The 24577-nt window shown below is 58.3% G+C and carries 25 protein-coding genes; 13 read left to right on the top strand and 12 right to left on the bottom strand.

The genetic code is table 11. The annotated features are described in order from the left end of the window. Positions 1-160: 160 nt before the first annotated feature. The 6 genes from ACMG4M_RS02035 to ACMG4M_RS02010 form a co-directional block, all read right to left on the bottom strand. Entirely contained in the window at positions 161-3229 is a 3069-nt protein-coding gene (locus ACMG4M_RS02035; RefSeq protein ID WP_414430648.1) for an efflux RND transporter permease subunit, read from the bottom strand. Further along, positions 3229-3729, bottom strand: coding sequence for an efflux RND transporter periplasmic adaptor subunit (locus tag ACMG4M_RS02030; protein ID WP_414430647.1), 501 nt, complete (start codon positions 3727-3729; stop codon positions 3229-3231). Before ACMG4M_RS02030 ends, ACMG4M_RS02035 begins: the two co-directional genes overlap by 1 nt. Further along, positions 3677-4300: an efflux RND transporter periplasmic adaptor subunit gene (locus tag ACMG4M_RS02025; RefSeq protein ID WP_414430646.1), complete on the bottom strand. Its 624-nt coding sequence runs from the start codon at positions 4298-4300 to the stop codon at positions 3677-3679. The genes ACMG4M_RS02030 and ACMG4M_RS02025 overlap by 53 nt, the downstream gene beginning before the upstream one ends. 423 nt (positions 4301-4723) lie before the next feature. Next, the gene (locus ACMG4M_RS02020) at positions 4724-5458 is read right to left on the bottom strand and encodes a glutathione peroxidase (RefSeq protein WP_272962521.1); all 735 of its coding nucleotides are present in this window, start codon (positions 5456-5458) and stop codon (positions 4724-4726) included. 118 nt (positions 5459-5576) lie between these two features. After that, on the bottom strand, positions 5577-6023 hold the full coding sequence (locus ACMG4M_RS02015) for a Dps family protein (protein WP_035246021.1): 447 nt from the start codon (positions 6021-6023) through the stop codon (positions 5577-5579). Next, positions 6020-6247, bottom strand: a complete 228-nt coding sequence (locus tag ACMG4M_RS02010; protein WP_198030627.1) for a hypothetical protein — start codon at positions 6245-6247, stop codon at positions 6020-6022. The genes ACMG4M_RS02015 and ACMG4M_RS02010 overlap by 4 nt, the downstream gene beginning before the upstream one ends. A gap of 36 nt (positions 6248-6283) precedes the next feature. On the opposite strand from ACMG4M_RS02010, the gene trhA reads away from it, so the two are divergent. The 4 genes from trhA (at position 6284) to ACMG4M_RS01990 (ending at position 8330) form a co-directional block, all read left to right on the top strand. After that, positions 6284-6943 carry a PAQR family membrane homeostasis protein TrhA gene (gene trhA / locus ACMG4M_RS02005; RefSeq protein WP_272962519.1) on the top strand — a complete coding sequence of 220 codons (660 nt, stop codon included), beginning with the start codon at positions 6284-6286 and terminating at the stop codon, positions 6941-6943. Between the two features lie 219 nt (positions 6944-7162). Continuing rightward, entirely contained in the window at positions 7163-7474 is a 312-nt protein-coding gene (locus tag ACMG4M_RS02000) for an ArsR/SmtB family transcription factor (protein ID WP_035246015.1), read from the top strand. Further along, the gene (locus tag ACMG4M_RS01995; RefSeq protein WP_272962518.1) at positions 7471-7911 is read left to right on the top strand and encodes a YeeE/YedE family protein; all 441 of its coding nucleotides are present in this window, start codon (positions 7471-7473) and stop codon (positions 7909-7911) included. Before ACMG4M_RS02000 ends, ACMG4M_RS01995 begins: the two co-directional genes overlap by 4 nt. Next, positions 7908-8330, top strand: coding sequence for a DUF6691 family protein (locus ACMG4M_RS01990; RefSeq protein WP_414430645.1), 423 nt, complete (start codon positions 7908-7910; stop codon positions 8328-8330). Before ACMG4M_RS01995 ends, ACMG4M_RS01990 begins: the two co-directional genes overlap by 4 nt. A 132-nt stretch (positions 8331-8462) precedes the next feature. On the opposite strand, the gene ACMG4M_RS01985 is transcribed toward ACMG4M_RS01990, so the two are convergent. Together ACMG4M_RS01985 and ACMG4M_RS01980 are read right to left on the bottom strand one after the other, a co-directional pair. Then, entirely contained in the window at positions 8463-8939 is a 477-nt protein-coding gene (locus ACMG4M_RS01985) for a glutathione peroxidase (protein ID WP_035246011.1), read from the bottom strand. Between the two features lie 245 nt (positions 8940-9184). Next, positions 9185-9859, bottom strand: a complete 675-nt coding sequence (locus tag ACMG4M_RS01980; RefSeq protein ID WP_414430644.1) for a type 1 glutamine amidotransferase domain-containing protein — start codon at positions 9857-9859, stop codon at positions 9185-9187. 136 nt (positions 9860-9995) lie between these two features. Between ACMG4M_RS01980 and ACMG4M_RS01975 the strand changes: the two genes are divergently transcribed. Beyond that, positions 9996-11348: a deoxyguanosinetriphosphate triphosphohydrolase gene (locus tag ACMG4M_RS01975; RefSeq protein WP_414430643.1), complete on the top strand. Its 1353-nt coding sequence runs from the start codon at positions 9996-9998 to the stop codon at positions 11346-11348. Positions 11349-11411: 63 nt separating this feature from the next. On the opposite strand, the gene ACMG4M_RS01970 is transcribed toward ACMG4M_RS01975, so the two are convergent. Continuing rightward, entirely contained in the window at positions 11412-12119 is a 708-nt protein-coding gene (locus tag ACMG4M_RS01970) for a hypothetical protein (RefSeq protein ID WP_414430642.1), read from the bottom strand. Positions 12120-12158: 39 nt separating this feature from the next. After that, on the bottom strand, positions 12159-14018 hold the full coding sequence (locus ACMG4M_RS01965) for a hypothetical protein (protein ID WP_414430641.1): 1860 nt from the start codon (positions 14016-14018) through the stop codon (positions 12159-12161). A gap of 318 nt (positions 14019-14336) precedes the next feature. Between ACMG4M_RS01965 and ACMG4M_RS01960 the strand changes: the two genes are divergently transcribed. The 8 genes from ACMG4M_RS01960 to ACMG4M_RS01925 all read left to right on the top strand — a co-directional run bounded on the left by ACMG4M_RS01960 (position 14337) and on the right by ACMG4M_RS01925 (position 22093). After that, positions 14337-15590 (top strand): hypothetical protein, encoded by a 1254-nt coding sequence (locus ACMG4M_RS01960; RefSeq protein WP_414430640.1) that lies wholly within the window; start codon positions 14337-14339, stop codon positions 15588-15590. Positions 15591-15610: 20 nt separating this feature from the next. Continuing rightward, entirely contained in the window at positions 15611-16057 is a 447-nt protein-coding gene (locus ACMG4M_RS01955) for a hypothetical protein (protein WP_414430639.1), read from the top strand. Further along, complete coding sequence (locus ACMG4M_RS01950) at positions 16054-16887, top strand: hypothetical protein (RefSeq protein WP_156964845.1); 834 nt, start codon at positions 16054-16056, stop codon at positions 16885-16887. The genes ACMG4M_RS01955 and ACMG4M_RS01950 overlap by 4 nt, the downstream gene beginning before the upstream one ends. A 38-nt stretch (positions 16888-16925) precedes the next feature. Then, a complete protein-coding gene (locus tag ACMG4M_RS01945) occupies positions 16926-17558 on the top strand; it encodes a CsgG/HfaB family protein (RefSeq protein ID WP_035246002.1) in 633 nt (210 codons plus the stop codon). Between the two features lie 69 nt (positions 17559-17627). Continuing rightward, entirely contained in the window at positions 17628-18788 is a 1161-nt protein-coding gene (locus ACMG4M_RS01940) for a S41 family peptidase (protein ID WP_035246001.1), read from the top strand. A 14-nt stretch (positions 18789-18802) separates the two neighbouring features. After that, the gene (locus ACMG4M_RS01935) at positions 18803-19348 is read left to right on the top strand and encodes a hypothetical protein (protein WP_414430638.1); all 546 of its coding nucleotides are present in this window, start codon (positions 18803-18805) and stop codon (positions 19346-19348) included. After that, positions 19345-20256: a hypothetical protein gene (locus ACMG4M_RS01930; protein ID WP_414430637.1), complete on the top strand. Its 912-nt coding sequence runs from the start codon at positions 19345-19347 to the stop codon at positions 20254-20256. Before ACMG4M_RS01935 ends, ACMG4M_RS01930 begins: the two co-directional genes overlap by 4 nt. Positions 20257-20410: 154 nt before the next feature. After that, positions 20411-22093 carry an alpha/beta fold hydrolase gene (locus ACMG4M_RS01925; protein WP_414430636.1) on the top strand — a complete coding sequence of 561 codons (1683 nt, stop codon included), beginning with the start codon at positions 20411-20413 and terminating at the stop codon, positions 22091-22093. 23 nt (positions 22094-22116) lie between these two features. Here the strand turns inward: ACMG4M_RS01925 and ACMG4M_RS01920 are convergent, their stop codons facing one another. Next, on the bottom strand, positions 22117-23811 hold the full coding sequence (locus tag ACMG4M_RS01920; RefSeq protein ID WP_272962507.1) for an alpha/beta fold hydrolase: 1695 nt from the start codon (positions 23809-23811) through the stop codon (positions 22117-22119). Between the two features lie 160 nt (positions 23812-23971). After that, positions 23972-24469: an NUDIX hydrolase gene (locus ACMG4M_RS01915; RefSeq protein ID WP_272962506.1), complete on the bottom strand. Its 498-nt coding sequence runs from the start codon at positions 24467-24469 to the stop codon at positions 23972-23974. Between the last annotated feature and the right edge of the window lie 108 nt (positions 24470-24577).

Below are 24577 nucleotides of genomic sequence, written 5' to 3'. Positions count from 1 at the left end.
AGGCGGGCATTGTGGCAGAGAGCGGGAAGGCTGGCACCTGTCATTGAACTGCTTGCTTCTAGCTCCTATCTGCCAGGCGCGAAATTGCACGGCGCACCCGCAAAGGATGCGCGCCGCGCATTAACGCCAGAGCCGGTCTCTTCTAGCTCGTAGCTCGTAGCTAACCATGCTCCTCCCGCCCCGGCTTGATGCCATAGGCCAGGGTATAGAGCACCGGCACCACAATCAGGGTCAGAATCGTGGCGAAGCCCAGGCCGAACATGATCACCACCGCCATGGATTCGAAGAAGGCATCGAACAACAGCGGGATCATGCCGAGGATGGTGGTCACCGCCGCCATGCACACTGGCCGCACCCGGGAAATGGAAGCGATCATCACCGCCTCGAAGGGCTCCAGGGTTTCCATTTCCAGCTTGATCTGCTCCACCAGCACGATGCCATTCTTCACCAGCATGCCGGACAGGCTGAGAAAGCCCAGTAACGCCATGAAGCCGAAGGGCGCATTCAGCAGCAGCAGACCCAGAGTCACGCCGATGATGGCCAGCGGTACGGTGGCCCAAATCACTAGCGGCTGTCGCAGGGAGTCGAACAGCAGCATGGTGATGATGAACATGAACAGATAACCCATGGGCAGGCTGCCGAATACCGCCGTCTGGGCATCTTTCGATGCTTTGTATTCTCCACCCCATTCCAGTGAGTAACCAGGCGGCAATTCCAGCGCGGCAATGGCCGGGCGAATCCGGCGCAGCACCTGATCGGCGGTTTCATCGCCGAGCACATCCGGTTCCGCCTGCACCGTCAGGGTGCGCTTGCGATCACGACGCAGGATCAGCGCATTCTCCCACTCGGTGCTGAAATCGGACACCACCTGGGTAATTGGAATGTAGGTGGCGTACACCGGCGACCACACCTGCACATCGTTAAGGTTGTCGGCGCTGAGTCGCTCATCCTCCGGCGGGCGGGCGATAATGGGCAGCAACTGGCTACCGTCACGGTAGAGACCCACATTGCGGCCACTGAAGTTCAGCGCCAGGGTATTGTCCAGATCTTCCCGGCTGATGCCGGCACGGCGCGCCTGGGCTTCCTGGAACTGGGGCCGAATCACTTTTTCCTGTTGGCGCCAGTCATGGCGGATGCTTTCCAGGCCACCATCGTCACGCATGATCGCCTGGGCCTTCAGGCCCAGCTCGCGCAAGGTTTGCGGGTTCGGGCCGCTGAAGCGGGCCTCGATGGATGCCGGCGGGCTGGGGCCGATCATCAGCCGTTTCACCTTGGCAAAGGCCTGCAAATGCTCTTCGCCAATCAGTTGCCGGGTGGCAGACAGGGCCGCATCAATCTGCTCCCGCTCGCTCACCTGAACAATCAGCTGGGCATAGCTGGGGTAACTCTTTTCCGGGTTGTAGGGCAGCATGAAGCGCTCGGCGCCACGACCGATGGTGCTGGTCACCCCGGTGACCTCGTCCATTTCCAGCAGCGACGCCTCAAGGCGCTCCACCGCTTCGCGGGTGGCACGGATGTCACTGCCCTGGGGCAGCCAGTAATCCACCAGAAACATGGGTGTATTGGAGGGCGGGAAGAAGGCCTGTTTAACCGCCCCGAAGCCTACCACCGCCACCACCAGCAGGATGCCCATGCCGGACAGGGTCAACACCCGATGATGAATGGCCCGGTCCAACAGGCGCCGATAGATCACGAACAGTTTGCCCTTGTAGGGATCTTCGGCCTCACCGCCCGCCCCGCCCACATCCTTGTCGGAGAAAAACAGGTCCGCAAAGAAAGGCACCAGGGTCACCGCGGTGATCCAGCTGAGCAGCAATGAAATAAGCAGCACCCAGAACAGGGTATTGGTGTATTCCCCGGTGGCATCCTCAGACAGGCCGATGGGTGCGAACGCCATGATGGCGATCACCGTGGCCCCGAGCAGCGGCCAGATGGTCTGGCGGACAATATCCACCGCCGCCTCCAGCTTCGACATACCGCGCTTCATGCCCACCAGGATGCCCTCGGTGACCACGATGGCGTTATCCACCAGCATCCCCAGAGCGATAATCAGCGCCCCCAGGGAAATCCGCTGCAGATCAATGGCCAGCACCTTCATGACGATAAAGGTGCCAAGGATGGTCAGCAGCAGCACGCCCCCCATCAGCAGACCCGAGCGCACCCCCATGAACACCAGCAACACGGCGATGACGATGGCAATGGCCTCGCCCAGATTGAGCAGGAAGGCGCCCACCGAGCTATCCACTTCCTGGGGCTGGTTGTACACCGTGGCCAGTTCCATGCCCGCCGGCCGCTGGTATTCCAGTGCAGCCAGGCGCTGCTCAACTCGCGCGCCTACCTCCACCACATTGACTCCCTTTGAAAAGGAAATCCCCAGGGTCAGAGCCGCGTCACCGTTGAACCGATAAAGGTGATCCGGCACTTCCGCATAGCCCCGTTCAATGGTGCCAACATCACGCAAGTAGACCAGCTCATCGGCGCCCGGGTCGGAAATCAGCAGATCCCCCATGTCCTGTACGGTAGGGAATTCACCGGTAGGGTAGATGCGGATATACTCGTCCCCCACCCTGACCTTGCCTGCGGGGCTGACCGTATTCTGGGTTTGTAGCAGGGAAAAGATCCGTTCCGGGCTGATGCCCAGGGACGCCAGTCGGGTGCGGGAAAGTTCCACCAGCACCTGCTCCTGGCGCTGGCCACCCACCACGACTTTGCCCACGCCTTTCACCAGCACCAGCTCGCGAGTGAGGTAGTCGGCGTAATCCTGCATTTCCTGGTAGCGATAACCGTCTCCGGTGATCGCCATCAAAATCCCGTACACATCACCGAAGTCATCCAGCACCTGAATGGTGCCGACGCCCGGAGGCAGCTCCGGCTGCAGGTCAGTGAGCTTGTGTCTCAGCTCGTCCCAGATCTGCTTGAGCTGGCTGGCCCGATAGGTGGGTTTCATCTCCACCTGCACCTGGGACAAGCCATTGCTGGAAATGGAGGTGACATAATCCACGTAGGGCAAGTTCTGGATTGCCATTTCCACCGGCAAGGTGACTTCTTCTTCCACCTGACGAGGCGAAGCGCCCGGGTAACTGGTAATCACCATGGCAGTCTTGATGGTAAATTCCGGGTCTTCCAGCTGGCCAAGGCGGGAAAAGCTGACGATCCCGCCCACCAGCAGAATCAAGGTGAAAAGCCAGCTCACCACCCGGTGGCGAATGCTGTATGCGGCGATATTCATTACAGCCCCCGCTCTTTCACCAGCTCACGGACTTTCTGCCCCTCTTCCAGATGATGGACACCGGCACTCACCACCCGGTCTCCGCTGTTCAGGCCATCGATAATCTCCACGCCTTCACCGACCACCTCGCCCAGGGTGACCGACACGGCCGACACCGAGCCGGTATCCTCCTGCGGTTGATAACGCCAGACAAAGGCGCCCTCCTTGCCATCCTGCTTGAAAACGGCTTCCACCGGCACCTGCAGGCGGTCGGCGGCGGCCTTGCGAATCTGGCTAAGATCAATGGCCACGTCCACGCTCATGCCCGGCAGCACCACCTGCCCTTCCGGGTTGGCCATGGTCAGGGTGATGTTGTATGTCTGGGTGCGCGCATCGGCGCTGGCTTCGTGTTCCTTATAGCTGGCCTTGAAGGTGCGGTCCGGCGCCCCCTCAAAACGTACCGTAGGTTCATAGTCTTCCCCCCTTGCGCAGGTTGGTAAAGAAGCGTTCGGAGACGGCAAACTCGATATCGATGTTGTCGTCGCCCTGCAGATAGAGGATTGGCTCCTTGGCCTGCACAAACTGGTAATTTTCCACTTCGGTGCGCGCCACAGTACCCGCATAGGGCGCCTTCAGCCGGGTGTATTCCACATTGTCACGGGCCATGCTCAGAGCGGCCCGGGCCTGACGACGTTTGGCCTGCAACTCGTCAAACTGGGCTTCGGAAATCACCCCGCGCTCGCGCAGGCTGATAGCCCGCTGATACTGACTCTCGGCAAGATCGAACTGGGCCTGGCGATCGGCCAGCTGGTTATTGAAATCCGCCGGATCCAGGGCCGCCAGCAACTGCCCTTTCTTCACTTGTTCACCAGCCCGCACCGGCAGCTTGACCAGCTGCCCGGACACCCGGAACGCCAGCTGCGACCCTTCCGTGGCGACCACCCGCCCCGGGTAATGGCGCAGTTGCCCGGCACTGTCACCGTTCACCGTGTACAGCTTCACCGGCTGCGGTAAAGGCGCCTGCGCCGGCGGCTCATCGCCACATCCCGCCATCACCAGAGACAGGCCAACCAGTGCCCAGAAACGTCCCATGCGTGCTCTCCCAGTATTACGGTACTTGTCAGTACCAATTATCACATACCTTGCCACAGTGTCGTGAAGCCTATTCAAAACCCTACCGGATTCTGACCTGAAATGACTGTGGTGTCTTTGTATAGGGAAACGGCTTCCGAATAATGGGACTTTAACCCTGAATCCCTGACCGCCAACGCCGACTGCGTAGGGTGCCACTGAGCCTAAGGCGAACTGCACCGACCCGGCGCTTGATGGTGCAGTTCGCCTTAGGCTCAGTGCACCCTACGTCTCGCAAAGCCGCGGGGATTTACCGTAAAAAAAGGGCCGACAGATGTCGGCCCGAGGGGGGATCAAGGTGCACGGCGGGTGGGTCCACCCGACCTGCCGCGCGATGACGGTGAGCGCGTCACGGGGTTGCTCTTTACGATGCCTGCGGCCTGATCAGGCCTTGAGCCAGGCGTCCAGCTCGTCGGCGCCGCCAATGCGTTCGCCTTCGATATACACCTGCGGCGTGGTGCCGGCACCGGTTACCGCTGCCAGGGAGCTGTAGCTCAGGCCCCGGCTGCCCAGTTCGATTTCTTCAAAGGCGTAGCCGTTTTCTGCCAGAGCCTTCTTTGCGCGGCTGCAGTGTGGACAGCCCGGCTTGGTGAAAACGGTGACCCGCTTGGGAAGGGCCGCTTCACCATTGATGTAGTTGAGCATGGTGTCGGCATCGGAGACTTCGAACGGGTCCCCGGGCTTCTCCGGCTCAATGAACATACGGTCGATCACCCCGTCTTTCACCAGCATGGAATAGCGCCAGCTGCGCGGCCCAAAACCGAGATCCTGCTTGTCCACCAGCATGCCCATCTTGTCGGTGAACTCGCCGTTACCATCCGGAATAAAACGGATGTTGCCGGCAGACTGGTCACCGGCCCAGGCGTTCATCACAAAGCCGTCGTTCACGGACAGGCAAACAATGTCGTCCACACCATTGGCTTTCAGTACCGGCGCCAGCTCGTTGTAGCGCGGCAGGTGTGTGGAGGAGCAAGTCGGAGTGAACGCGCCCGGCAGGGCGAATACCACCACGGTTTTTCCCTTGAACAGGTCATCGGTGGTCACATCCCGCCACTCATTACCTTCACGGGTACGGAAGGTGACTTGGGGGACGGGCTGCCCTTCACGGTTGTCCAACATATTGGCTCTCCTTAAACATGGATAAGAGGGTGACTCGATGAGTCATACCCATATGATAGCCATCCACTTACCCATCTTTAAAACGTATTAACTCTATCTCAATGATTGCCATTGGCTATCAATCAAGATGAGCGGAAAGCATCCAGGCCGCTTTTTCGTGAATCTCGATCCGGTCGCTGGCTACTGTGGAGGAGCCTTCATCCTCGTGCTCGCCGGCAAGCTTCAGCACCCGGTTGGCCTGTTCAGCTACGGTGCGATGATCCTCGGTAAGTTCACGGATCATATCACTGGCAGACGGATCGCCCACCGCATCCTTCACCGTGGACAACTTGGCAAACTCCGCATAGCTACCCGGCGCCTTCCAGCCCAGCGCACGAATACGTTCGGCAATGGTGTCCACCGCCAGGGCCAGCTCGGTGTACTGTTGCTCGAACAGCAGATGCAGGCTGTGGAACATGGGACCGGTCACGTTCCAGTGGTACTTGTGGGTTTTCAGGTAAAGGGTGTAGCTCTCGGCCAGCAACTTGCTTAACTGCTCGGCAACCTGCTTGTTGTGTTCAATCATTGCGTGGCTCCTTGCTGTGCAAATGTGACGCGGGATTTTCCGCTCTGCTTTACAGACATGGCCTTGAGAACAGGAACTTCAACCCTGTTTCGCCATGGATCAGGATTACCGTAACGCCGCACCCGCGCTATCAACAGAAAATTGCTTTCATTACATCGATAGAAAACACTGATGTGCACATCTGTCCGAATTGGCGCTTTACAGGCGCCTTTGGCGCTCGGCATGATGCAGTCTCCTCCAGCCGCAAGAAGACCTCGTCAATGACCGCAACCCCGCAACCGGAAACGGATTACTCTATTCTGGAAGAATGGTTGAACGGCTTGACGCACGGCATCGGCGCCGCCCTGAGTGTCGCCGGCACGGTGATACTGATTGTTGCCGCCAGCCTGCAGGGCGACCCCTGGAAAGTGGTCAGTTTCAGTATTTTCGGTGCCAGCCTGATTCTGCTCTACAGCGCCAGCGCCCTGTACCACAGCCTGCGTAACCCGAAATGGCGGGCGGTGTTCAAGATGCTCGATCACTGCGCCATCTATGGGTTGATCGCCGGCACCTACACGCCCTTCCTGCTGGTGAATCTGCGCGGCCAGACCGGCTGGATCCTGTTTGCAGTGATCTGGACATTGGCGCTGATCGGCATCGGCTTGAAGGCCATGTACGGGCACCGTTTCAAACTGATGCGGGTGGGCATTTACCTGGCCATGGGCTGGTTGATCCTGTTCGCCTCCGGGGAACTGACCACTAAATTGAACGAGGTGGGCTTCTGGCTGATCCTGGCCGGCGGCATCACCTACACCGCCGGGGTGATTTTCTACCTGGCCGACCGCTTTATTCCCTTCAACCACGCTATCTGGCACCTGTTCGTGATGGGCGGCAGCATCTGTCATTTCTTCGCCGTCTATTACGGTGTGCTGCCGGTCTAGCCTCCGCAGCCGGGAATTCTGCACAGCAAACAGGTCAAGGCGCGCGGGTTGCGTTGGAGCTTTGCTTGCAAGGCGAAGCGTGGGGGGCGTCCATGATTTCGCTTTGCAAGCAAAGCTCCAACGGATAATCAAACGACGAGGTACTGGTTACGCGTCAGCCTATTGCATGCCCCAACCATTCATTATATATTTTATTTAAATATATTTTATGGAAGTATCATGCAAACTCTGGATATGGATGCCCTGCGCGATAACGCCACCGAAGCCAGCCAGCTGCTCAAGGCGCTGTCGCACCCGGACCGGCTACTGCTGCTCTGCCAGCTTACCGAGGGCGAGCGCAGCGTCAGCGAGCTGGAAGAGTTGGTTGGCGTTTACCAACCCTCCCTGTCCCAGCAGCTGGGCGTCCTGCGCCGGGAGGGGTTGGTGGCCAGTCGCCGGGACGGCAAACAGATGCACTATTCCATTGCTGACCCCAAGGCCCTGGCCGTGCTGGAAACTCTGTACACCCTTTTTTGTGGAGAGCCCCAATGACTATCGACTGGAATGCCTTTACCCCCTGGTCGGCCCTGGCCGGCGGCGCCCTGATCGGCCTGGCCGCCGCCCTCTTTATTCACGCCAACGGCCGCATTGCCGGCATCAGCGGCATCGTCGGCGGGCTGCTACGTCCCGTCCCCGGTGACCGCGCCTGGCGACTGGCCTTTGTACTGGGCATGGTTGCCGCTCCGCTGCTGTGGAGCCTGGCGGCCACCCTGCCCCCGCTGATCATCGCCGCCGACTGGCCGCTGCTGATTGTCGCCGGGCTGATTGTCGGCATCAGCACCCGCTACGGCGCCGGCTGCACCAGTGGCCATGGGGTCTGCGGAATATCACGGCTGTCTCCACGCTCACTGGCTGCCACCCTGGCCTTCATGGGCAGCGGCTTTGTCACCGTGTTTGTGGTTCGCCATTTGCTGGGAGGTGCGGTATGAACCGGTCGCAACTGAGCGCCTTTGTCGTCGGCCTGATTTTCGGCGCCGGGTTATTGTTGGCCGGCATGGCCAACCCGGCCAAGGTACTGGCCTTTCTCGATCTGGCCGGCCCCTGGGACCCGTCCCTGGCGCTGGTGATGGTAGGTGCTATCGCCGTAGCGTCGGCGGGCTTTGCCCTCACCCGGGGCCGCAGCCTGGCCTGGAGCGGCGACCCCATCCAGATTCCCGGTAATCGCAAGCTGGACCGGCGGCTGGTCCTCGGTTCGCTGGGTTTCGGGGTTGGCTGGGGGCTGGCGGGCTTCTGTCCTGGACCCGCGCTGGTCGCACTGGGCACCGGCAGCCTCAAGGCAGTGATATTCGTCGCCGCCATGATGGCGGGAATGGCCGCCTTTGAATGGCTGGAATATCGGAAGGGCTAAGGCTACGTAGGAGCGGCTCTCTCTGTGCCCTACGAGTATGAGCCGCGAAATTGCCTACGATGCCGTACTTGGTACGGTTCGCGGCTCATACCCGCAGGGCACAGAGAGCGCCGCTCCTACAAACACAGCTTCCTACAACAGCTTTTCAATATCCTTGCGGATCGCTTCCGGCTTGTCGGTGGGCGCGTAGCGCTTGATGACCTTGCCATCGCGGTTGATCAGGAACTTGGTGAAGTTCCACTTGATCGCCTTGCTGCCCAGCACACCGGTGGCTTCGTTTTTCAGGTAGGCGTACAGCGGATGGGTGTTGTCACCGTTCACGTCGACCTTATCGAACATGGTGAAACTGACCCCGTAATTCTTCTCGCAAAAAGCGCCGATCTCGTCCGCCGCGCCGGGCTCCTGCTTGCCGAACTGGTTGCAGGGAAAGCCGAGAATCTCCAGGCCCTTTTCCTGCAGGTCGTCATAAAGCGCTTCCAGGCCCTTGTACTGAGGGGTGAAACCGCACTTGCTGGCGGTGTTCACAACCAACAGCACCTTGCCTTTGAAGTCGGCCAGCGCCTTGTCTTCACCACTGAGGGTAGTGGCGGTGTAATCGTAAATTCCCATTGTGTCTCCCATAACAAAACAAACGCCCAGCGGCGCGATGTCGTAACTTAGAGCCTGTTCGGAGTCTATACGCAACCGTGCCGGAGTGCATTTTGTCTCCAGGTGGTGCTTGCGACTGTACCGTGCAGCCATTCCCATCAGAACCCTGTCGCCGGTGCTCTGCAAGCCAGGGGTCATTTTCAGCGGCAACGCGGCGGCGTGTGGATTCCAGAAAGCGCTTGCCGCGAGCCGCAATGCCCGGCGGCCTATTCCCGGTACAGAGCATCAACCAGGGCGTCAGCCACGGCCTGGCTCGATTGAGGGTTCTGGCCGGTAATCAGTCGCCCATCCGTCACCGCATGGCTGACAAACTTTTCCGCCAGATCCAGCTTGGCGCCCAGCTCTTCCAGGCGCGTGGCGAGCAGGAACGGCATCACCTCATCCAGCCCCACTTCCTGCTCCTCCTCATTGGTAAAGCAGGTCAGGGTCTGGTTCTGCACCAAAGGGGTGCCATCTTCATTGCGTAGCCCCACCAGAGCCGCCGGGCCATGGCACACCGCACCAAGCAAGCCACCCTGGGCCCAGGTGCGCTCCATCACCGCCGCCACCAGCGGGTGATCGGGCATATCGAACATGGCGCCGTGACCACCGGGCACAAACACGCCGGCAAAGCCGTCTTCCCAGATTTCCTCAAGAGGCCGGGTATCCTGCAGGGCCGCAATGGCCTCGGACCACAGGGCCTTCTGTTCGTCATCCGGCACGGAATTGGGGTCCACCGGGATCTTGCCGCCCCGGGGGCTGGCCACGACCACCGGAATATTTTTCTCCCGGAACAGCAACCACGGCACCGCGAACTCTTCCAGCCACAGGCCAGTCTGTTGACCCTGGCCCATTTGCGCTGCGCTGGTCACCAGCATCAGCAGGGGTTTATCCAGATTCATTACGCCTCCCGTTCGTGTTCAACTGCGTTCCTGTTCTGTTCATCCCAGCACGGCCCATGGCAACATGCTGTGATTGGTTCTTCTCACGTTGGGTGCGACGGCGTTTTTCATCAAGCCCGCAGGCGGATTTTTTTGTATGGATTGGCACCAGTTACTCAATAAGGCCCGATTGGGCGGTCGCAGCGCCAAGGACGAAAGCGGCCGTACCGCCTTCCTGCGCGACCACGACAAGATCATCTTCTCTGGGGCCTTCCGGCGGCTGGCACGCAAAACCCAGGTACACCCGCTGGCCACCAACGATCATGTCCACAACCGGCTGACCCACTCTCTGGAAGTGTCCTGCGTGGGGCGCACCCTGGGTATCCGCGTGGGGGAGCGACTGCAACAGCAGAACCGGCTGCCGGACACGGTCAGCGCCACCGACTTTGGCGATATCGTCCAGTCCGCCTGTCTGGCTCACGATATCGGCAACCCGCCGTTCGGGCACACCGGCGAGCGAGCCATCCGCGCCTGGTTCCAGGAAAGGGGGCAGCGCTTTCTCGATATGCTGGCCCCGCAACAACAAAGCGACCTGACCTTTTTCGAAGGCAACGCCCAGGGCTTTCGCATTATCACCAAGAGCGAATACCACCAGTACGATGGCGGCATGCGTCTCACCTACGCCACCCTGGCCACCTTCCTGAAATACCCCTGGCTGTCCGCCGATGCCGGCGCCGCCAGCAGCAAGCCGGGCAAGTACAGCGCCTTTGTCTCGGAAACCGATGCGTTCCGCGAAGTGGCTGCAGCGACGGGCCTGCTGGAGATATCCCCCGGCCGCTTCTGCCGCCACCCGCTGGCCTATCTGATGGAGGCCGCTGATGACTTTTGCTACGCGATCATCGATCTGGAAGACGGCCTGGAGATGGATCTGCTGCACTGGGATGAGGTCTATGCCTTGCTGCAACCGGCCCTGCCGGACACGCCCGAAGTGCGTGACCTGATCCATTCCGACCTGCGTGACGGTCGCAAGGCTGCCTTGTTACGGGGCAAGATCATCGAGCGTTTTATTGAAGCCGGCGTGGAAGCCTTTGTCGCCAATCACGACAACCTGCTGGGCGGCAGCATGGAAGGGGACCTGATCAGCCATTGCGAACCGGCGGTGCGCGATGTTGTGGAAAACGCCAAGCAACTGGCACGCTCGAAAGTGTTCGAGCATCCACGAAAAATCGAATTGGAAATCGGCGCCTTCGAAGTGATGGGCGCGCTACTGGACGGCCTGATTGAAGCGGCGGTGTCTCATGCCTGTGATAGCGCCCGGAACTATCGCCATGAACGTATCATCGACCTGATCGGCCGCCACAGTTTTCCGGAGAATCTGGCGACACTGCCGGAACAGGAAAGGATTTATCAGTGCATCATGCGGGCACTGGATTTTCTTGCCGGCATGACTGACAACTACGCGACCTATTTGGCCAAGCAGTTTTCAGGAATGGCGGAAACGCGGTATTGAGGACAATAAAGCCGAGCGCCCAAGTTAGCACACTCGGCTCTGCATTTATTTCATTAGCAGAAGTTACTGTTGCGCAACACTCTGACGAATTCCTAGCAACGACCCACTATCAAAATATTCTTTATAGCAAATTTCGTTGTGCAATTCACCGCAGCTATCATCAAATTCCTGCTTTTCATTTCTCACTTCAGTGAAAGAGGAATAAATTATACTCCCTCCCTCTGCTACAATAAATTCAATCACCGGATCACCGCCCAATGACTCCGAAAGATGAAGGGAATTACCTTCCTGTGTCCAATAAAGGGTTTCCGTTTCAGACTGATCGTCCTCTTCTGTTTCTAACGACAGGCCGTTAATGTAATTCTCCAGCCTACCTTCCTGTTCAATATCGAAAACCAAAGAAACTGTATTATCTGCGTCTTCATTAAACGTCAGAAAAAATCTTTCATTGACCAACTCTACTGCCCAACCTGCAAAATCACCTGTCCCGTTTTGCTCTGCATCCTTTGTCACCAATGAAGCTGAAGACCGCTGAAGCACATAGCCTGAGCCAGCAACATCTAAAGATTTAGAGCTCTCAAGCTGCTCTTCAAGAACGGCAATACGGCTGTTGCTTTCCTCTATAGAGGCCACCAATGCACCAAAGTTAGCATTGACCTCTTCCGCAACCGCATTCTCACCTTGCGTAAAAGTATTTGGCACGGATACTTCCGCCACAGCCACGGAACTTGCCATTGCAGCAGCCAGAGCAGTCATCATAAATGTTTTCATTGTGTTGTTCCTTCTTCCGTAATTAGTTGGCGAACCGGCTTACTGCCAGTTCGCTTCGTTCCATTTGGTTTCACCCCATACTGCCTGGACAGTAGTGCCAGTGCAGGCAGTAACAGTGGTGCTGGGCACACAAGGATCAGTGGGATCTGGATCAGCTACGTTGTCACCAAAGCCGTCACCATCGGCATCTTCACTTTCGGTAGCATCATCAGGGAAAGCATCTGAATTATCGCCGACCCCGTCGCCGTCAGAGTCGGCGCTTTCTTCGGGGTTCTCCGGGAAGGGATCAGTATTATCCCCCACACCATCACCATCCGTATCTGCCGTTTCTCCTGAGTCGTTCGGGAACGCATCAGTGTTATCGCCAACACCATCGCCATCGGAGTCCACGGTCTCGGTCTCGTCTTCCGGGAAGGCATCCGCATTATCACCCACGCCATCGCCATCAGAATCAGCGGTTTCTTCTGGATCGCTCGGGAACACATCAGCGTTATCGCCGACACCATCGCCATCGGAATCCACGGTCTCGTTCCCATCCTCCGGGAAGGCATCCGCATTATCGCCCACGCCATCGCCGTCAGAATCAGCGGTTTCTTCCGGATCATTCGGGAACACATCAGCGTTATCGCCGACACCATCACCATCGGAGTCCACGGTCTCGCTCCCATCCTCCGGGAAGGCATCCGCATTGTCGCCCACGCCATCGCCGTCAGAATCAGCGGTTTCTTCAGGATCATCGGGGAAGGCATCGTCACCATCGACAACACCATCGTCATCACGATCAGGGTTGCCAGGTGCAGGATCGTCGGCGTTCAGGACACCATCGCCATCGATATCAGGATCGGTACTGTCCGGGTCAGCATCGCCGTCAAGGTCACTCTCGACCTTCGCTGGGGCGGGATCGGCAGGTGTAGCTGAGGCTGTGCTGGTATCCACTTCAGCCTGCCCCGTATCCGCCGTTTCATCGGCCACGACCGTGTTGGCCTGACCAACCGTGACGCCATCTGTGCCGGGAATAACCAGCATTGACGGGTCCTGAGTGACTTCTGTCGCCAGGTTAGGGATGTCACTGAAGGCATTCAGGGCCTGCCCATCTGACTGGCCATCAATCGTTCCATCAGAGAAATCCTGCAGCAGCGCAGAGAACATGCTGTCAGCAGACTCTTCACTGGCGGCATTTGCCTCTTTCGCCTTTTTGGCAAGCTCTGCCGCCAATGCAGATACAGCCTCCACAGCCGTACGCAGCTGAACCACTTTGGCCTGGTCATCGTCGGCAGAAGTGATTAGAGGAGGACTGGAAAACAGATCGACATCATCACCAAGCAGGTCAAACCCTAGAGCGCTCTTCACTTTTTCCTGAGCAATCCCCAGAGCCTGAAGCCACTCATCCTGGGAAACATTGCCGTCATCATTACCGGCAAAGCCTCCGTCGGGGCTGTCTGCATTTTTCAGAGCTAACTGCAAAGCCAGCGTACTAAGGGGGGTAGGATAATTCGTTCCACCGTTTGCAATGTCTTCCGCAGTAGAGACGGACAGCAATCGGCTGATGACCGGCGCCTGGCCTGTGGTCAAATCAATGGTGTCCGCATCTGCTACAACTTCAACGATCACGGTGCCTGTAGTGCCATCGGGCACCGAAACCCCTGAGAACGCGGCGCTACCATTGGTATCGCCTCTATCCAGCAGTTCGCCAAGACCATCAGGCTGATTCGGATCAGCGGCATACAGAGAGACCGCCGCGTTGGCCAATGGGCCTTTCACCGCAGAGCCCTTAAGAGCCGTGCCTGATGGCCCGCCGTCATTGCTTGAGGAGCCTCCCCCGCCACTACTGCCTCCGCCGCCACAACCGGCGATCAATAGCGCAGCAACGAGGGGGGTGAGGGCAAAAATTCCCTTCATATATGTCCCTTCCCTGAGTTGGTTTTGATATTCCAAGGTGCGAAGCTAGCAAAATGCGATATTTGTCTCAATTTTTTTGTGGCAGGAAACACAATTCATTTAGCATCGCTACAAAAAGCCTACTGAGGCATAAGCTTAATGCTCGCCATCTGACTGCAATTTACTGAACTCCGACAGCTTCATTTACTAATATCCCCCATATGGGGGATGCGCGCCTCTCTGCGCCTGCTCAATACTTGTAGCTAACGACTTCGCGCGGGTGAGGGTCAGGGGACGCCCCGCACGACACCAAAAAGCATCCATCCAACGGGGAAGTTGATGGCTAACACGTTTACGCCTGCTGTTTCAGGGGAACGCCCCCTTTATGCTTGCAAAAAATTCCTGCTATCACTGATCGGAGCCGGCCTGCTGAGCGCCTGCGCCACCGGGCCCAAGCAATATGCGGTGACGCCGCTGGACCCAGCCAAGCAGGAATACGTAGCTAGCCAGCCTGCAGCCCTGCAGCCCGCCTGGCGCAAGCTGTTCCAGGAAGGGCGCCGCAACGAAGTGCTGAACCTGATGGAAATCGGCGCCACCGCGTTCAAGACCGGGGATCTGGATACCGCCCGCCGCACCCTGGATGAGGCCATCGCCAACATCGAAAGCGTCTATGCGGACAACGATGCCGCGCGAAAGGCACGCAGTCTCTGGTACGAGGAAGGCGAAAAGGAATTCAAGGGCGAGCCCTATGAACGCTCCATGGTCTATTACTATCGCGGCCTGATTTACCTGATTGATGGCGATTACGGTAATGCCCGCGCCACCTTTCTCAATGGCCTGCTGCAGGATGCTTTTGCCGAAGAAGAGCAGCACACCACCGACTTTGCCTCACTGGTCTATCTGGCCGGCTGGGCGGCGCGACTGGATGGCAACGAGCGTCTCGCCGGCGAGCATTTCGAGGAATACCGTCAGTTCCGCCCCGACGGCCCGGTCCCCGATGACAGCGACAACACCCTGATCGTGGCCGAAACCGGCACCTCACCACGCAAACTGGCCGACGGCGTCGGTCACTATGAGCTGGTCTACCGTCGCGGCAAGGGCTTTACCGAGAACCGCGCAAAGATTGCCGGTGATGGCCTCAATCAGACCCTCTACCCGGCGGAAGATGTGTTTTTCCAGGCTTCCACCCGGGGCGGCCGGGCGGTGGATCGCATCATCGAAGGCAAGGTGCAGTTCAAGCAGACCACCGGCAACGTGGGCGACGCCATGACCAGCCTCAGCGACAACAGCCTGATCACCGGCATCGCCGCCGGTGCCGGTGGCGGCCTTGCCGCGGGCTTCAACACCATCACCGCCATTGGTGTCGCCGCCCAGGGCATGTCTGCTCGCGCCAAGACACGGGCTGACACTCGCTACTGGCGCAGCCTGCCCGACACCCTGCATCTGGGCAGCGCCCGGCTTTCCCCGGACACCCAAAACGCCAGTGTCACCTTTACAAACAAGGCCGGCATCACCCAGCCCCCGGGTAGTAAACCTGCCCGCATTTTCTTCGACAAGAATGGCAACGGCGTCATTTTCGCCAGTGCCCGTTAACCCACGTTATGGAGAACACCATGCACGCGAAATTCGCCATTGCCGCCAGCTTGTTGGCTTGCTCCCTGCTTGCCGGTTGCCAGTCAAGCAGCAAGCTGGAACTGGAACAGCGTACGGCACTCACTACCTACAATAGCGTCACTTTTACTGATTACGATCTGAACCGTAACTTCAGTGGTGGCATTCCCGGCCCTGACAAGGTCTTCCGTATTACCACCGACAAGCATGGCATTCGCCGCACCCCGGCCAATACCTCCGAAGTCTTCGTCGTACTGCGCAACCACACCGACTACAACAGCATCCTCGAAGCCCGCACCCAATTCTTCGATCAATCCGAAATCCCTACCGATGTGGCTCCCCGCTGGCAGCGTGTGGTGGTTCCCGCCAACTCCACCAGTGTCTATCTGGAAAAATCCACCACCACCGCGAAACTGAAATACCGGGTGGAAGTGAGGCAGGCAAAATGAAAACGTCGACCCTTCTCGTACTCCCTTTTACCTGGCTTCTCAGCAGCCAGGCTCTTTCTCAACAGGACCATCCTGCTACCGAAATGATGGCACCGGCCCAGGTTCCCATGAGCGAGGAAGCCTACGCGGAAAGCCTGCGTGATCAATCTCAGCGCCCGCCCGAGCAGGACATCATCAGCCGTTTTCGTCAGGCCTTTCCCGACCAGGGAAAACCACGTATTGCGGTGTTCTGGAATCGTGAATTCCCCAGCCGCGTCAGCGACTGGTACAGCCACTACCGCGGCAGTCTCAATGCCAAGGGCGAGCTCAGCGTCACCGGCAAGGAGGCCCGCGAAGAAAAAGGCCGCGCTACCCTGACGATGGAACAGGAAAGCCGCGGCGGGCTACGTACCAGCGATCGCAACGCCATTGCCATGGGTTTGCAGGGCGGGCTTATCAGCGCCTTCAAGCAAGGCGGCGCCACCGTCATTGATCAAGCCATGGCCCAGCGCATCACCGATAACGCCCTGGAAGACGGCACCTTCGAACGCGCCTCGCCGGATCAGTTGCGCCTGCAGATGCGCGCTCTGTCCCAGCAAGCGGATTATGTACTGGAACTGGTGGTAGGCAGCGAATTTGACCGCGATGGCCTCTACCAGGTGCGCGTGCTGTCCGTGAAAGATGCCAGCGTGCTCGCGGTTTTCAACACCGATGGCAAACCGCCAGGCAGTGAAGACCAACATGCCTGGGTGGTGGCTGAAAGCGGCTTCGAAAAGCGCGATCGCCCGCAGCCCATGAGCGCCACCGGCAAGGAAATTGCTCTGCATACCATGGCCCAGATGAGCCAGTAAGCACCTTATTTATCCACGAATTCCATGAGGGGAACACCATGAACGCTTTCAAACCCATCGCCATCCTCGGTGCCGCTGTGCTGGTCAGCGCCTGTGCGCCGTCGCGGGTCGATAACGCCGCCGGACAGCCTTCCGTATACCAGGACGTAGGCAGTGCCGGGCGGGTTCAGGGGGTCGGTATCGAATCCCAGGACGTGGTCGCCATGACCGACAAAATGATGCGCAGCCTGCTATCCAATCCCATGGTCTCCAACCGCCCTACCCCGCCCCGGGTATTGATTGATATGGAAGGTTTCAAGAACGAAAGCACCTCGGTGATCAACCTCAACATGCTTGCCAAACGGCTGCAAATCGAGCTCACCCGTGCCGCCAACGGCCGCATGGTGTTCGTGAATCGCCAGAACCTGGCGGCAATTCAGAAAGAGCGCGAAATCAAACGCGAAGGCCTGGTGGATGGTGGCACCATCCGCAAGACCCAGGCCACCGCCGGGGTCGACTACCAGATGTTCGCCACCATCACCTCCCAGGACGCCATTGATCGGCAAAGCCAGATGCGCCAGCGCTACCACTACATTTCTTTCGAAATGGTAGACATGGAGCTGGGCACCTTGGTGTGGGGCGACGGCTTTGAAATGAGCAAGGCCACCCAGGATAACGTGCTTTACCGCTAACCCTTTACTGTCCGCGGACGCCACGGGAACGACCGCCCGCAGGGACAGGTATTATCAGGAGACACCATCATGGAACGTATTTTTACCTGCATCCGCTTGGGGGCGGTCGTGCTGGGTTCTGCACTACTCGCCGCCTGCGCCTCCAGTTATCAACAAGGTGGCACAAGCAGCCCCGCCGTGACCACCGTCAACGGCCCGGTTACATCGTCAACCGGTTCCGAGGCCTATCAAAAGCAGGTCTTTCAGGCCCGTGACAACAAAACCGCCGCCTGCCTGCAGACCGAAGTGTCATCTGGCAAGCTGATGTACCACTCCCTAGTGGTCCCTTCGGGAAGCTTTCAGGTCCAGGCCGAACACACTGTCGGTGCCTGGCGCTGTATTGATTATGGCAAAGGCGGTCAGCAGGTTTGGGCTACTCTCGACCCGAACTCGACGGGAGCCCAGGGCGTATCGACAAGCGATGAACCTCTCGGTGATGGTCTGCTCGGGATCCGAATCCACCAGACTGAAGACAAGCACTTTCTGAAAGTGGAAAGCCTGGTACCGTTGAGCGCAGCGGAAGAGAGCGGCCTGCTACAGAGCGGCGATTTAATCGTTGCCATCGGCGATGGCAAGAACGGAGAGATGACTCCCACTGCCGGCCAGACTCTGCACCAGTTGGTTGCGCAAATGCGTGGAGAGCCAGGCACCTTCGCACGACTAAGCATCATGTCTCCGGGCACTGCCGGCACCCGTGACGTAGTCTTGGAGCGCCGCGAGCAAACCAGCGAACAGCTGGCCGCCATCCAGCAACAGAAAATCGATGGCCTGGCGCTCAAGAACAACAGCGGCCAATTCCTCTCGCCATACACCAGCGACGGCGTCACCGCCGAATGGGTCAACAAGACCATCAACGTCTCCATGGGCAAGGCCACCGGCTCCGCAGTCGGTGGCGTTGCTGGCGCCTACGCGGCCAACAAGGTACTGGAAAATGTGCCCTTCGGCGGCATGTTGGGCGGATTCCTGGGCTCCAAGGCTGGCAAGGCCGTGGGCGGCAACACCGCCCTGGAAGCGTCCGGCGGCTGGGACTTCATCCGCAGCAGCTCAGACATTTCCTTCAACTCCATGAGTGACATGGCGCAATGGCTGGCCACCACCCACAGCACCAAGAGCAACTTTGTGGACGTAATCAAGGCCGCCGACAAGATCTATCCGGGCCTGCAAACCGCCGTGGCCAACTCGGCGCGCTGATTCAGGAACCCACTATGTCAATTCGATCCGTTTACCCTCTCACCCTGGTCATGACCAGCATCCTCCTGGTTAGCGGCTGCATGTCCTATCGTTATGTGCCGACAGAGGGAGAAGTGCTTCCCGAGACAGGCAGCGTCTCATTGCCCGTTGCTTTTCAAGCGGCCCCTGCAACAGTGACCAGCAAAACTCAAATGGTCAAAAGCCCGGAATGGACAAAAATAACCTCTGCTATCGAAAACTCCATGGAGTCGCAGATACAAGGGCTATCCGCTGACGCATCACCCAGTCAGTCTGCCAACTTGGCTGTCAGCATGGAAAACTCCACGATCAAAATGAACTGGGGCCATTTCCTCATGTATATCGGTTCCCTGTTCACTCTGCCCAGCAGCTCCGATATAGAGTTTGATAGCGAACTCTCAGTGGCAACCGGAGGCGAAACCCTTTTCACCTCCCAGGCCAATGGCAAGATTCGAAGCTATATATCGGTTTATTCTCCCTCTGCGCTTTTCGTTGGAAAAAAGACCCGGCCATCGCCTCCGAGGACCTGTCCAACGATATGATGCGTCGCCACCTGCAAGCGCTGGAGAAATGGGTTACTGCTGAAAAGCATCAATACGATCAAGAGGTGGCCGGGAAAGACATCCTGGAACAGCGACAATGGCTGATCGACAATCCTCGCAGCCTGTTTGCCGGTGACATTCTCGGCAATCTGGCCAGCCACACTCCCCGTGGCAACGCGCTAGACTGGCATCGGGAAAACGTCGCGCTCTTTCCAGGCTACGCAGCAATGCTCCCAGAGGAAGACGCCCTGTGGTTTATCGGGCCTGAAGATCTGCGAGTCATTGACCTGGTAGATGCCATCAAAAAAGGGACCAGCCAGACAGTGCTAGCTGCCAGAACAGAGACACAAGGCCCCTACAAAAGCTTCGATGATGAAGAAACCCGACGCTTGCGCAGGATGGGCCTGTCCAGCGATCTGATTGCCTCCATGATTCGTAGCACCTCACGGACACCACCGCCCGCCATGGCCGCCACCAGAAAAAGCCAATCGGACAATGTCACTGCGGCTTTGCTGATACCGGATAACAGCGGTGAGTATATGAACCCGTGGACCAGTGACGGTGTTCTCGCGGAATGGGTCGACAAGGCCATCAACGCGAATATGGGTAGTGCGATCGGTTCCACCGTGGGCGCTTATGCGGGGCAGAAAGCACTGGAAAATGTGCCTTTCATTGGCGGCATCCTCGGCTCAAAACTCGGTAAGGAAGTGGGGCGAACTACCGCCATCAACAGCTCCGGGGGCATGGATTACATCCGCACCACTTCAGACCTCTCATTCCGCAACCTGGATGACATGGCTCGTTATTTAAAAACACACTACGCCAATGAAAGCACTTACCAGGATGCTATCAAGGCAGCCGATGCCATCTATCCAGGGCTAATGAAATCGCTGGCTTCTGCACAATAACTATCTTCGTTCGCTCTCCTTCGGATCAGGCTCACCCTGAGTCGAAAGAGAGCGAACCATTCCCAACACCGTAATCATTCCACGGTGTCTTGGCCTACCTAACCTTTTCCCCAAAATTTGATACAGTTCTCATAGAGGGAACAGGGGAATTCACATGGATGCCGAACGAAAACAATGGGATGCCCTGATAGGACGCATCTACGAAACAGCTCTCTCGCCGGGTGACTGGGGCGAGCTGCTGGAGCCCATGATCGACTGGTGCCAGCAGGAGAACCAGGACCTGGAATCCATGGAATCGCTACTGCAGCACCTGGATCGTGCCGTGCGCAGCAGCAACCACATGCATTCCCAGGAAGACCAGAACCATCTCCTCAACGACATGACCAACCGTCTACCCTGGCCCATGCTGATGCTGGATGACCAGCTACATGTGGTAAAACACAATTCGGCAGCAGATCGCATCATGGCCTCGGGCCCGCTACGCATGGCCGATGGCGGCGCGCTGATGCTCAGCGACCCCACTCTCAAACAGCAACTGCAACAGGTTGTTCGCCTACAACGGGGCCGCGACAGCCAGCTGCTGCACTCGGAACAGGAAAAACTGGTGCTACTGTGCATGCCGGTATTCCGCTCGGATGCACCCGATGACGTGTCGCGAATTACTACCGTGGTCTGGGTTTTTGCCGACCGGAGCGTCGCTGCGCCATCAGTTCAGTCGCTGGCCAACCTGTTCGGCATCTCTCCCGCAGAAGCCCGCTTGCTACACCTGCTTTGCAAGGTGGGTAATCTTGGTCAGAGTGCCGAGTTGCTCTCAGTCAGCGTACACACTGCACGCACCCAGCTTAAATCGATCATGGGCAAGACCGGCATCAGTAGCCAAGTCGCCCTGGTCAGCCGGGCAATGAGCCATGCACTGCTTGCTACACCGTCCCTGCGCACCCATGACGGGCGCGAGGAGCGCTTCATGGTGCTGCCCGATAACAGGGTACTGAGCTGGTTCGAGTACGGCTGCCCGGAAGGCAAACCCCTGTTGGTAATGGAAAACCAGGCCGGAAATATGCCCTGCCACGAACCCCACCATGACTGGTATGTCTCCCAGGGATTACGGGTACTCGTGGTAGTGCGCCCCGGGTTCGGCATTTCCAGCCCCTGCCCGAACGGCAATTTCGTCGATTTCGCGGTAGACCTGCGCTATTTCTGCGAACGGCTGAACCTGCAAAGCCCCATTCTGGCCGGCTACTGTTTCGGCGGGCCCTACGCGCTGGCCGCTGCGGCCAGGTACCCGTCACTGTTCGAGCGGGTCGGAGTCATTGGCAGCATCGTGCCCTGGCAATACATGCAGGCCGGGCAACTGGACCCAATGCATAATCGTCTGCTGAAAATGGTCGACCGCGATCCACGGCTCTTCATCGCTCTGGGCAAACTGGCCCTGCGTGGCGTGAACCGCTCTCCGGAAAAATTCTTTTCCTTTTTCTCTCGGGTGCTGGATGACAAGGACGCCAGCCTGATCAACGACCCGGCCGTGCAGGCAATCACCCTGCCGCAATTACGGCAGCGCTGGTTTCAGGGCGCCAGAGTGATCATAGATGACTATCTCCGGGTGCTGCGGCCCTGGGGGTTCGAGCTGGAGGACATCGCGATTCCTACCCTGGTCTGGCACGGCGCCCTGGATCGCAGCGTGCAGCTGGAACCAGCCAGGCTGATGGCCCAGGCGATCCCCGGCGCCCGGTTTCATGTACTGAAAGACCAGGGTCGCTACCCGGTGATTGAATGCTGGCGAGAGTTTATTGAGGCACTGGCCGGTTCGGTACCACAAGCCATCACGCAACAGGCCTGAGGGCAGCCGATCCCAACACTGCCTTACTCAGCCACAAAGTTGGCCAGAATCTGCGGCCAGCGGGAATAGATAAAAAAATGCCCGCCGTCCGGCAGCAGCGTCAGCTCGCTGTTGGTCAACCAGCGGTCAAGCTGTATGGCCTGATCAGCAGGCACCTGCCCATCCTGTTCGCCATGCCAGAGATAAACCGGCAACGCCAGTGATGACGGTTCCGGTAACGGCGTTCGAGCCACCGCCTGCAAATCCTGAACGAACCCCATGGAGCCCTGTCGACACGACTCTCTCAGCGCCAGTAAATAACGCTCCTGGTGATCCGGTTCGGCGAGCAGTTTGCGATCCACCGACGAGCCCAAATGGCGGCGAGGGTTTTTCAGAATCGTGCGCGCCATATGGTCCAGCACGGTCTCCGCCAGCCCAGGCGCCTTGTCTGCAAGGGCAACCGCCAGACGCATCATGCCTTTCAACGGTTTACCCGCCTCCTTGCCCGGTGGCGCCAGGCTGGAAACCAGCCCCAGACGGCTGATTCGATCTCCTAACCGGGCTGCACAGTGCAGGGCCAGGAAGCCACCCAGCGAGTAACCAAGCAGATGGAATTGCGGTAGCTCCAGATGATCGGCCAGGCACCGCATGTCCTCGGCCAGGTCATCCACAGTCCGTTCGTCAAGTGCCTCCGAATCACCATAACCAGGGCGCTCTGGGATGATTAACCGGATGTGCATGTCCCGCAACACACTGTCGCCGCCAGGCACCTCAAGACGGGAACCGCGCACACTGTGACAGAACATCACTGCAACACCCTGCGGATCGCCGTACTCCGCAAAACACAGCCTCTGCCCGTGGGCGCCCTTGCAATAACGTAACCCCGTCGATTCGCCGATGTCATCAGCCACTTTCGCGGTGACAGATTCTCTACCCCGCAGAGGAGCCAGGCCAGATAGCACCAACGACACCAACTCTGCTTGCCGCGCCGTTTCTGTTTTCCGAAAAATGGATTTCAACTGGGTACGTACCGTCAGCTCCGAGACCTGACGGCGCTGGGCAATACTGCGCAGATCATAACCATGAATCAGATCACGAGTCAGCTCTGCCTCCGCAGCGGACAACCGATACAGGTCGGTCAGTGTTTGCTCGTCGATCAAGGACTGGAAGTCCGGATTGGATAAAAACAGAGTCACGGCGGGGGGATCATTGTCGTCTCTGTCTTTTACCAGATCCGCAGGGCATACCAGCAAAGAAACGGAGCGGGGATTCCCCGGTGACAGCATCAAGGCGTGGCTGCTGCCGTCCTCGAGAGATCGCTCTATATAATGATGGAGCAGTTTATGCTGCTCACGATTATTGATCTTGAAATGGCCATCATGGTTGGCCAGCATTTCATGCTCTGCCAGGGTTCGATCGGCCTGCTGGTTGAGCATGATGATGTTCAACTCATCATCGAGCAATGCCACTCCCATCGGCAGCATTTCCAGTGTCCGATCCAGCAAATTCTGTGATACCGCCTGAGACTCGAACCGGTCTGCCATGTCCAGCGCCTGGCTGATATGAGGCAGCAATTGATCCAGCAACTCTCGCCTGGCGGCCGGATTCCTGTAGATAGCATCGTCGTCAAAAGGGTTGGCTGTTTCCTGCAGTGCCGCCACCAACACCGGCCAACGATTTTTATCCTGAGCGGCCTGATACAACAGCAAGGCCAGATCCGATGTGGAAAACCCCGTCATTCCCCCTCCTCCTGTCGTCACCCCGACATTAAAATCAACTGCACCATGACAGAAGAGCAGGCGGAGTGTCACCAGTGAACCAAACCGATCCGGCGGCCGCAGCCGCATCGTCAATCAGCATAAAAAGGGGATCCCTACTGTTGTGACGACACTGTCAGTGTCAGCACCCTCCCCGTGAAGACGCAACGCTGGAGCCAACCTGCTCACGCAGCAATTGCTGAAAGTCCTCGAACTGATATGAGAAACGCCAGCTCTCCCTGTCCAGTTCATCCAGTCGATACCACCCTATCGCCCTCACTTCCAGGCGACCAGAAGCGGGCACATCCAGCTTTCCCGGAGAACACGACAGCTTGCAATCGTATAGATGGAAGCCATTTTTCATCACTTTGAGACGCCGGCCCACGGTCACATCCAGCCCGGTTTCCTCATGGGTTTCCCGATACGCCGTGCACTGTGCCAATTCATCCGCTTGCCGGGTGCCGCCGGGCACCCCCAGCTTGCCACCCCAGCGGTGGGTGATCAGCAGCACTTTGTCTTCGTTCAGAATCAGGCAGCCCGCATTGGCACTGCGATCGTCTTCCTGGCCAGACACCCTGGGGCAATCGGCAAGGAGAGCGCCCGGCAACAGCACGCAAAGCAGATAGAGCATTCGCTTCATGTTTTTCCCCATGGGCCAGTTATGGGACTCAATAGTTAACAGTGAAGAGTGAAAAGCGGGCAACGCTTTCTACCCCCCCCCCCCCAACGCAAGAGGCCGCGACCCATA

It is taken from the genome of Alcanivorax sp. IL3 (genome assembly GCF_047495465.1).
In the GTDB taxonomy this organism is placed as follows: Bacteria; Pseudomonadota; Gammaproteobacteria; order Pseudomonadales; family Alcanivoracaceae; genus Alcanivorax; species Alcanivorax jadensis.
Note: the sequence above shows the minus strand (reverse complement) of the source record. Positions and strands in the feature narration are given on the sequence as shown.

Bases quoted from the DNA above. Each gene is read 5' to 3' on its own strand.
- ACMG4M_RS02035 (WP_414430648.1), bottom strand. From the start codon at position 3,229: ATGAATATCGCCGCATACAGCATTCGCCACCGGGTGGTGAGCTGGCTT.
- ACMG4M_RS02025 (WP_414430646.1), bottom strand. From the start codon at position 4,300: ATGGGACGTTTCTGGGCACTGGTTGGCCTGTCTCTGGTGATGGCGGGA.
- ACMG4M_RS02020 (WP_272962521.1), bottom strand. From the start codon at position 5,458: ATGTTGGACAACCGTGAAGGGCAGCCCGTCCCCCAAGTCACCTTCCGT.
- ACMG4M_RS02015 (WP_035246021.1), bottom strand. From the start codon at position 6,023: ATGATTGAACACAACAAGCAGGTTGCCGAGCAGTTAAGCAAGTTGCTG.
- ACMG4M_RS02010 (WP_198030627.1), bottom strand. From the start codon at position 6,247: ATGCCGAGCGCCAAAGGCGCCTGTAAAGCGCCAATTCGGACAGATGTG.
- trhA (WP_272962519.1), top strand. From the start codon at position 6,284: ATGACCGCAACCCCGCAACCGGAAACGGATTACTCTATTCTGGAAGAA.
- ACMG4M_RS02000 (WP_035246015.1), top strand. From the start codon at position 7,163: ATGCAAACTCTGGATATGGATGCCCTGCGCGATAACGCCACCGAAGCC.
- ACMG4M_RS01995 (WP_272962518.1), top strand. From the start codon at position 7,471: ATGACTATCGACTGGAATGCCTTTACCCCCTGGTCGGCCCTGGCCGGC.
- ACMG4M_RS01990 (WP_414430645.1), top strand. From the start codon at position 7,908: ATGAACCGGTCGCAACTGAGCGCCTTTGTCGTCGGCCTGATTTTCGGC.
- ACMG4M_RS01985 (WP_035246011.1), bottom strand. From the start codon at position 8,939: ATGGGAATTTACGATTACACCGCCACTACCCTCAGTGGTGAAGACAAG.
- ACMG4M_RS01980 (WP_414430644.1), bottom strand. From the start codon at position 9,859: ATGAATCTGGATAAACCCCTGCTGATGCTGGTGACCAGCGCAGCGCAA.
- ACMG4M_RS01975 (WP_414430643.1), top strand. From the start codon at position 9,996: ATGGATTGGCACCAGTTACTCAATAAGGCCCGATTGGGCGGTCGCAGC.
- ACMG4M_RS01970 (WP_414430642.1), bottom strand. From the start codon at position 12,119: ATGAAAACATTTATGATGACTGCTCTGGCTGCTGCAATGGCAAGTTCC.
- ACMG4M_RS01965 (WP_414430641.1), bottom strand. From the start codon at position 14,018: ATGAAGGGAATTTTTGCCCTCACCCCCCTCGTTGCTGCGCTATTGATC.
- ACMG4M_RS01960 (WP_414430640.1), top strand. From the start codon at position 14,337: ATGGCTAACACGTTTACGCCTGCTGTTTCAGGGGAACGCCCCCTTTAT.
- ACMG4M_RS01955 (WP_414430639.1), top strand. From the start codon at position 15,611: ATGCACGCGAAATTCGCCATTGCCGCCAGCTTGTTGGCTTGCTCCCTG.
- ACMG4M_RS01950 (WP_156964845.1), top strand. From the start codon at position 16,054: ATGAAAACGTCGACCCTTCTCGTACTCCCTTTTACCTGGCTTCTCAGC.
- ACMG4M_RS01945 (WP_035246002.1), top strand. From the start codon at position 16,926: ATGAACGCTTTCAAACCCATCGCCATCCTCGGTGCCGCTGTGCTGGTC.
- ACMG4M_RS01940 (WP_035246001.1), top strand. From the start codon at position 17,628: ATGGAACGTATTTTTACCTGCATCCGCTTGGGGGCGGTCGTGCTGGGT.
- ACMG4M_RS01935 (WP_414430638.1), top strand. From the start codon at position 18,803: ATGTCAATTCGATCCGTTTACCCTCTCACCCTGGTCATGACCAGCATC.
- ACMG4M_RS01930 (WP_414430637.1), top strand. From the start codon at position 19,345: ATGATGCGTCGCCACCTGCAAGCGCTGGAGAAATGGGTTACTGCTGAA.
- ACMG4M_RS01925 (WP_414430636.1), top strand. From the start codon at position 20,411: ATGGATGCCGAACGAAAACAATGGGATGCCCTGATAGGACGCATCTAC.
- ACMG4M_RS01920 (WP_272962507.1), bottom strand. From the start codon at position 23,811: ATGACGGGGTTTTCCACATCGGATCTGGCCTTGCTGTTGTATCAGGCC.
- ACMG4M_RS01915 (WP_272962506.1), bottom strand. From the start codon at position 24,469: ATGAAGCGAATGCTCTATCTGCTTTGCGTGCTGTTGCCGGGCGCTCTC.